Origin of the sequence: Aeromonas sp. R2-4 (assembly GCF_040908365.1) — a bacterium.
Classification (GTDB): Bacteria; Pseudomonadota; Gammaproteobacteria; order Enterobacterales; family Aeromonadaceae; genus Aeromonas; species Aeromonas veronii.
This window is the reverse complement of the sequence record NZ_JBFODO010000024.1, coordinates 60,887-68,533: the sequence shown is the minus strand read 5'-3', so window position 1 is coordinate 68,533 and position 7,647 is coordinate 60,887. Positions and strand designations below refer to the sequence as shown.

Genomic DNA, 7,647 nt, shown 5'->3' with positions numbered 1-7,647 from the left:
CGGATAACAAAACGGTACCCCTACCGTGTTATCTGGAGTCACCGTATGACCACCAACGAGAAAGTAGCACGTCGCAAACTCAGCCTGCTAGAGCTCGCCAAAGAGCTCAATAACGTCAGTAAAGCCTGCAAGCTCATTGGCTACAGCCGCCAGCAGTTCTACGAAATTCGCCGTAATTACCAGACCTATGGCGCCGAGGGCTTGCTCGACAAATTGCCGGGCTGTAAAGGGGCTCATCCCAATCGGGTTGCGCCCGAGATTGAACAGGCCATCCTCGATTACTCCCTCACCAGACCAACTCAAGGCCCGCTGCGGGTCGCGCAAGAACTGGCTCTGCAAGGCATCAATGTCAGTGCGGGCGGTGTGCGTGGCGTGTGGCAACGGCACGACTTGCTCTCTAAACACGACCGCTTGCTGCGCCTTGAGAAAACTCACCGTGAGCAGACCATTGAGCTCAATGACGAGCAAATTCGCCTGTTAGAACGATTCAGTCCCGAGTTCCGAGAACGCCAGATTGAGGTTCATTACACCGGAGAACTGGTGGCGGTCGACACCTTCTTCGTCGGCGCGCTCAAGGGGGTTGGCAAGGTGTATCTACAAACCGTGCTGGACTGCTACAGTCGCCACGCCTGGGGACGGCTCTACACCAGCAAGCTGCCGGTGACCTCGGTTCATGTGCTCAATGAAACGGTGCTGCCGTTTTTCGAGGCCCACGAGGCGCGGGTCTATACCATCCTGTCGGACAACGGGCGCGAGTTCTGTGGGCGCCCAGACCACCATCCCTACGAGCTGTTCCTGCAACTGGAGGGGATTGAGCACCGAACCACCAAGGTGCGCAGGCCGCAGAGCAACGGCTTTATCGAGCGGCTGCATCGAACCTTGCTGGATGAACACTTCCGCATCAAGGGGAGGACGACCTGGTATGAGTCGGTAGAGCAGATGCAGACAGACCTGGATAGCTATCTGGTGCACTACAACACCCAGCGGCCACATCAGGGCAGGATGATGGAGGGTCAAACCCCCTACAGCATGTTCAAGAAGGGTCTGAAATTGATACCGAAGGAAGTGCGCTCTAAAGTAGCGTAAACAAGACACCGGTTTGAGGCCGGTGTCAGGTGATAACTAGATCTGTACAGTTAGGTCATATACATCGAAACGAGGTTGCTCAAAAACATGAACAATAAAAGTGGTTATATCGGCGTCAACGGTGGTGAGTTGTATTACGAACTTTCGGGTAATCCTGATGGTAAGCCTTTATTGATGCTTCATGGTGGCCTTGGTTCCCTTAATGAACTAATGCCCATTCAAAGATATGTTGCCATGGATTATCAGTTGATCAGTGTAGATTTCCGTGGCCATGGAAAATCCCCTCTAGGTAGTAAGCCACTGAGTTACTTGCAGTATCAGCAAGATATCCAAACACTCCTCGACTATCTGGGCGTTGATAAATATTCAATATTTGGCTTTAGTGATGGTGGTATCGTAGGTTATCGACTAGCCGTACAAGAACCCGATAGCGTTTCTTGTTTGGTTACACTTGGTGCAACGTGGCGATTAGAGCCTGATGATCCATCACTCGGGTTGCTAAGCGGCTTAACAGCAGACTTTTGGATTTCAAAGTTTGCCGATGATGTCGCGCTATATAAGGTGTCAAATCCCGAGCCTGATTTCCCAAAACTGGTCGATGCTGTAAAGGCTGTTTGGCTTGATACAACACCATCTGGCTACCCGAGTAACCTAGTTGAAAAAATTCGTTGTCCGACATTAATCATGAGGGGTGATAACGATGTCATATTTTCGCTTGAGGAGTCTGTGGCTTTAAAAGCAAAAATCGCAGATTCCAGTTTTGCCAATATTCCACTCGCGGCTCACTCAGCTCATCAAGAATCGCCGGAACTGGTAGGTAAAATGCTTCAACAGTTCATGTCACAGCATAAAAACTATTAACTCTTCCATAGCACACTGCATATAAAGAATCAGCTCTGTGCAAGTGAACTCATCATCAAAATGCCGAACATCAAATTCGGCATTTTCTTTATCTCAGCCCGCTCGCCCATCCTTTCAACTGCCAGTGTTTCACGTGGAACGTCGGGCGGCATCCGGCTGAGCCGTCTGTGCTATCATCCCCGCACCTTACTCTCTGGAGAAACAATGACCACTCGACATAATCCGCTCGAACTGTACCAGCCGGACAACAGCTCCCCCGATAAACTGAGCGAACGACAGCTGATGCTATTTGCCCTACTACAACAGCGTGAGCAGGAGTTTGGCTTCAACCAGAACGTAATCGTCCACTACCCGGAAGCGAGCTTTCTCACCGCTCCGCTCGATTATCTGGATCTGCTGATCCTGGAACAGCAGCAACAGGGTCACCTCATCAATGAGGTGGTGATACTCACCACTTACCCTCAGGTGCACCCCCCACTGGTCGAGCGTGACTATCTGCATGAAGCGGTTCATATGCCCGCAGGCCCGGATCACACTGCAATATTCAGAGCGCATTGCGGTTCTCAGCAAGCAGGCAAAATCCTCTACATCGAAGCGGTCAACGAGCAGGATCCCAAAATCCAGCCGACCTTTGTCTTGATGCTGCGCGATGAGAATGGTGAACTGCAGGGAGGTATGTCCGGGTCTATCTACTCCACAGACAATCAGCGATACGCCTATATCGGCACTGTGGTCGTGCAACCAGGGCAACCCGCAGGAACCGGCACCCTGCTCGCCAATACCGTGCTGGAGTACCTGACGCAGCAAGGGGTTTACGAGGTCAATCTCGGCACCCAGACCGCCGAGTCTTTCTATGCCAAGCTGGGGTTCAGGGTCATCCACCACATAGTGCCAGCGTTGCGTCATCGCACGGCTAGCGATGGTGCTGTGCTACCCCACAACCTGGTCATCATGAGCAAAATGCTCTGATAAAGCAGACTACAGATGTAAAAAAGCCGCTCACAGGGAGCGGCTTTTGTATATCGAGCTGACAGCATCGATTAGACGTCGAGGTTGGCTACGCGCAGGGCGTTGGTCTCGATAAAGTCGCGACGGGGCTCAACGGCATCACCCATCAGGGTGGAGAAGAGCTGGTCAGCACCGACGGCGTCGTCGATGGTGACGCGCAGCATGCGGCGGGCTTCCGGATCCATGGTGGTTTCCCACAGCTGGTCCGGGTTCATCTCGCCCAACCCTTTGTAGCGCTGGATGTAGATGCCGCGCTTGCCTTCGCCCATCAGCCACTCGACCGCTTCGACGAAGCTGGAGACCGGCTTCACCTTCTCGCCACGCTTGATGTAACCGCCTTCCTCGATCAGGTTGGCGATCTCCTTGCCCAGCGAGACCAGCTGACGGTACTCAGAGGATTGCAGGAAGTCGTAGCTGAGCGGATATTCGCGATCGACACCGTGCTGACGTACCACGGCGTGCGGCACGTACAGGCTGCGCTCTTCGTCACGACGAACCTGGATCTGGTACTGGATACCGTGGTTGCTCTCGTTGAGCACGGCTTCCATACCCTGACACCAGGCCAGCAGATCGCTCTCGCTGTTCAGCAGCGCTTCGTTCAGCTCCGGCTGATAGATCAGCTGGGTCAGCACGGCTTCCGGCGCACGACGAGACATGCGGGTGATCAGGTGAGTCACCGAGCGGTGCTGATTGACCAGACGCTCCAATGCCTCGCCACCGATGGCCGGGGCAGACTCGTTGACGTGCAGGGTCGCTCCGTCCAGCGCCATGGCGGTCTGGTACTGCAGCAGCGCGTCTTCGTCTTTCAGGTACTGCTCCTGCTTGCCCTTTTTCACTTTATAGAGCGGCGGCTGGGCGATGTAGACGTAGCCACGTTCGATGATTTCCGGCATCTGACGATAAAAGAAGGTCAGCAGCAGGGTTCGGATGTGCGCACCATCGACGTCCGCATCGGTCATGATGATGATGTTGTGGTAACGCAGCTTGTCCGGGTTGTACTCGTCACGACCGATACCGCAACCCAGTGCGGTGATCAGGGTGCCCACCTCTTGCGAGGAGATCATCTTGTCGAAACGGGCCTTCTCCACGTTCAGGATCTTGCCCTTGAGCGGCAGGATGGCCTGGTTCTTCCGGTTGCGGCCCTGCTTGGCGGAACCGCCAGCAGAGTCCCCTTCCACTATGTAGAGTTCGGAAAGCGCCGGGTCTTTTTCCTGACAGTCAGCCAGCTTGCCGGGCAGACCGGCGATATCCAGCGCGCCTTTGCGGCGAGTCAGTTCGCGAGCTTTGCGGGCCGCTTCACGGGCACGGGCCGCATCGATGATCTTGTTGACCACGATCTTGGCATCGCCCGGGTTTTCCAGCAGGAAGTCGGCCAGCTTCTCACCCATCGCCTGTTCAACGGCGGTCTTCACTTCGGAAGAGACCAGCTTGTCTTTGGTCTGGGAGGAGAACTTGGGATCCGGCACCTTGACGGAGATAACGGCAATCAGACCTTCACGCACGTCGTCGCCACTGGCGGCAGACTTGGCCTTCTTGCTGTAGTCCTCTTTGTCCATATAGGAGTTCAGAGTACGGGTCAGCGCGGTACGGAAGCCAACGAGGTGAGTACCACCATCCCGCTGCGGGATGTTGTTGGTGAAGCAGTAGACCCCTTCCTGATAGGCGTCGTTCCACTGCATCGCCACTTCCACGCCGATACCATCCTGCTCGGTGGTGAAATGGAACACCTTCGGGTGGATCGGGGTCTTGTTCTGGTTCAGGTATTCAACGAATGCCTTGATACCACCCTCGTAGCAGAAATGCGCCTCGCGGCCATCACGCTCGTCTTGCAGACGGATGGAGACACCGGAGTTGAGGAAGGAGAGCTCGCGCAGGCGCTTGGCCAGGATCTCGTAATGGAACAGGGTATCGCTGAAAATGGCAGGGCTCGGCCAGAAGCGAACTTCGGTACCGGTGCCGGTGCTGTCGCCAATCTGCTTGAGCGGCGCCTGCGGCTCACCCAGATGATAGGTCTGCTCGTAGACGTGGCCGTTACGACGAATGGTCAGCAACAGCTTGTCAGAGAGGGCGTTAACGACTGAGACACCCACGCCGTGCAGGCCACCGGAAACCTTGTAGGAGTTGTCATCGAACTTACCGCCAGCGTGCAGCACGGTCATGATGACCTCTGCGGCGGAGCGGCCCTCCTCCTCATGCATGTCTACCGGGATACCCCGGCCATTGTCACGCACAGAGACAGAACCGTCGGAATGGATCTTGACCAGAATATCGGAGCAGTAGCCAGCGAGCGCCTCGTCAATGGAGTTATCGACGACCTCGAACACCATGTGGTGCAGACCCGAGCCATCATCCGTATCGCCGATATACATCCCCGGGCGCTTGCGGACCGCATCCAGGCCCTTCAGCACCTTGATATTCGAGGAGTCGTAAGTATTTTCACTCATAGCTTACTCTCTGCCTTCTCTAACGTTTCGGAGATTTTACCCTGTTCCACGTGGAACAACTTGCAGTCATTCGCATCCATCATGTCTGCGAGCTGACCGGTGTCGATGGCGGTGATAAACACCTGGGACGCACACTGCTTCAGCCTTGCGGCCAGCAAGCGGCGCTTGTCGACATCCAGTTCAGAGGCAAAATCGTCAATTAAAAAAATACAGCCACGGCTGCTATGTTGATTCAAATAGAGCCCTTGGGCCAGTCGCATGGCGCAGACCAGCAACTTCAGCTGACCCCGGGACAAAATATCCTGAGCGGGTACCCCGTTCGCCTTGAGGCGCACATCGGCTTTCTGTGGACCGACACCGGTATAGCCCAGCGCCCGATCCCGCTCAAACCCCGCCTCAAGCAGATCGCCGAGGGGAGTATCTTTCTCCCAGCCCCGGTAAAAGCCGAGACTGATATCGAATTCCGGCAGAAAATCCGCCGTCATCTCCTTGATCAGGGGCGTAATGGCCTGACAATAACTGGCGCGAAACTCGGCCAGCTCACCACCCAGCCGCACCAACTCCTGATCCCAGAACGCCAGCTGGCGATATTGGGTGCTCTGGCGCAATAGCGCATTGCGCTGTTTCAGCAGCCGCCGCACTCGTCCCCACAGGGCAAAGAAGGTCGGCTCCTGATGGAAAACGCCCCAATCGAGCCAGGCGCGGCGAGCCTGAGGCCCGCCCGTCAGCAAGTTGAAACCATCGGGATGGATCAACTGCACCGGCAACAGCTCCGCCAAATCGGCCAGCCGCTGGGCCTGTGCCCCGGCAATCTTGAGCTGGGTCTCGCCACTCTTGTCTTTGGCAAGACCGATCGGTACCTGACGCCCCTCCAGCTCGCACTGGGCAAACAGGGTAAAGGCCCTCTCCCCCTGGCGGATGACCCGCCCGGTCAGATGAGTGCGAAAGGAGCGCCCCAGACCAAGGTAGTGAATGGCTTCCAGCACGCTGGTCTTGCCGCTGCCATTGCACCCGACCAGAATGTTGAGGCCGGGCGACAGCTTGAGGCTGGCTTGCTGGATATTGCGAAAGTCGCTGAGCTGGAGTTTGACCAGGGACACGACTAGATCCGCATCGGCATCACCACGTACTGAGCATCCTGATGTTCAAAATCCTCAATAATGGCACTACTGATGGAATCGCTCAGGCTAATCCGAATTTGGTCACATTTTAACGTATTCAGCACGTCGAGCACATAAGAGACGTTAAAGCCGATCTCCATCTCGCCAGCGGCATATTGTACGTCAAGCAGCTCTTCGGCTTCTTCCTGTTCCGGGTTGTTGGCGGTGATGCGCAGCAGGTTTTCCTGCAGATTGAGACGCACCCCACGGAATTTCTCGTTGGAGAGGATGGCGGCGCGGGCAAACGCCTGACGCAGATCCTCACGACCGGCGATCAGGGCCTTGTCGCTGTTGCGCGGAATGACGCGGCGCCAGTCCGGGAAGCGGCCATCCACCAGCTTGGAGGTGAAGATGAAGCCGTCCAGCGCAGCACGCAGGTTGCTGCGGCCGATCTGCAGCCGCACCGGCTTGTCTTCTGCTTCCAGCAGACGCACCAGCTCCAGTACCCCTTTGCGCGGCAGGATAACCTGATGATCGGGCAGCGATTCCCCTACTACCTCGCGGCGGCAGGTGGCCAGACGGTGACCGTCGGTCGCCACGGTGCGCAGACCGTGACCTTCGCTCTCGAACAGCATGCCGTTCAGGTAGTAACGCACATCCTGGCTGGCCATGGAGAACTGGGTCGCATCGATCAGCTTCTTCAGCTCCAGCTGGCTGATATCGAACTCGAGCACGGATTCCCAATCCTCGATGTTCGGATACTCGGTCGCCGGCAGGGTCGAGAGGTTGAAGCGGGAGCGACCGGACCGGATGATCAGGCGCTCCCCTTCGGTATTGAGACGGATCTCGGCGCCTTCCGGCAAACCACGGCAGATATCCAGCAGCTTGCGCGCCGGTACTGTGGTGCGGCCATCTTCGCTGGCCCCGTTCAGATAGACCTGACCGATCATCTCTACTTCGAGATCGGTACCGGTCAGTGACAGCAGACCGTTGCTGACATCAAGCAGCACGTTGCCGAGGATCGGCAGGGTCGGTCGGCCGCCGAGGGCGCCGGACACCAGTTGCAGAGGACGTAACAGGGCCTCACGGCTAATTTCGAGCTGCATCTGTGCTCTCCGTTGTGATTAGGAGGAAAAGATTCGGATCAG

At 56.3% G+C, this 7,647-nt stretch carries 6 protein-coding genes; 3 read left to right on the top strand and 3 right to left on the bottom strand.

The genetic code is table 11. The annotated features are described in order from the left end of the window. Window positions 1-45: 45 nt before the first annotated feature. From AB5Z05_RS12705 to AB5Z05_RS12695, 3 genes are all read left to right on the top strand, one after another. Window positions 46-1,086 carry an IS481-like element ISAs19 family transposase gene (locus AB5Z05_RS12705; protein WP_279460456.1) on the top strand — a complete coding sequence of 347 codons (1,041 nt, stop codon included), beginning with the start codon at window positions 46-48 and terminating at the stop codon, window positions 1,084-1,086. Window positions 1,087-1,173: 87 nt separating this feature from the next. Then, the gene (locus AB5Z05_RS12700; protein WP_368151744.1) at window positions 1,174-1,947 is read left to right on the top strand and encodes an alpha/beta fold hydrolase; all 774 of its coding nucleotides are present in this window, start codon (window positions 1,174-1,176) and stop codon (window positions 1,945-1,947) included. A 204-nt stretch (window positions 1,948-2,151) separates the two neighbouring features. Beyond that, window positions 2,152-2,916: a GNAT family N-acetyltransferase gene (locus AB5Z05_RS12695; protein WP_368151742.1), complete on the top strand. Its 765-nt coding sequence runs from the start codon at window positions 2,152-2,154 to the stop codon at window positions 2,914-2,916. Between the two features lie 71 nt (window positions 2,917-2,987). Here AB5Z05_RS12695 and gyrB read toward each other — a convergent pair whose 3' ends face one another. The 3 genes from gyrB to dnaN are packed head-to-tail and all read right to left on the bottom strand — an operon-like array spanning window position 2,988 to window position 7,605. Continuing rightward, window positions 2,988-5,399, bottom strand: coding sequence for a DNA topoisomerase (ATP-hydrolyzing) subunit B (gene gyrB, locus AB5Z05_RS12690; RefSeq protein WP_069529351.1), 2,412 nt, complete (start codon window positions 5,397-5,399; stop codon window positions 2,988-2,990). Further along, a complete protein-coding gene (recF, locus tag AB5Z05_RS12685) occupies window positions 5,396-6,499 on the bottom strand; it encodes a DNA replication/repair protein RecF (protein ID WP_005339305.1) in 1,104 nt (367 codons plus the stop codon). Before recF ends, gyrB begins: the two co-directional genes overlap by 4 nt. Window positions 6,500-6,501: 2 nt before the next feature. Beyond that, window positions 6,502-7,605, bottom strand: a complete 1,104-nt coding sequence (dnaN, locus tag AB5Z05_RS12680; protein ID WP_005339306.1) for a DNA polymerase III subunit beta — start codon at window positions 7,603-7,605, stop codon at window positions 6,502-6,504. Between the last annotated feature and the right edge of the window lie 42 nt (window positions 7,606-7,647).

Excerpts from the sequence above, each read along its gene's own strand:
- AB5Z05_RS12705 (WP_279460456.1), top strand. The coding sequence starts at position 46 with ATGACCACCAACGAGAAAGTAGCACGTCGCAAACTCAGCCTGCTAGAG.
- AB5Z05_RS12700 (WP_368151744.1), top strand. The coding sequence starts at position 1,174 with ATGAACAATAAAAGTGGTTATATCGGCGTCAACGGTGGTGAGTTGTAT.
- AB5Z05_RS12695 (WP_368151742.1), top strand. The coding sequence starts at position 2,152 with ATGACCACTCGACATAATCCGCTCGAACTGTACCAGCCGGACAACAGC.
- gyrB (WP_069529351.1), bottom strand. The coding sequence starts at position 5,399 with ATGAGTGAAAATACTTACGACTCCTCGAATATCAAGGTGCTGAAGGGC.
- dnaN (WP_005339306.1), bottom strand. The coding sequence starts at position 7,605 with ATGCAGCTCGAAATTAGCCGTGAGGCCCTGTTACGTCCTCTGCAACTG.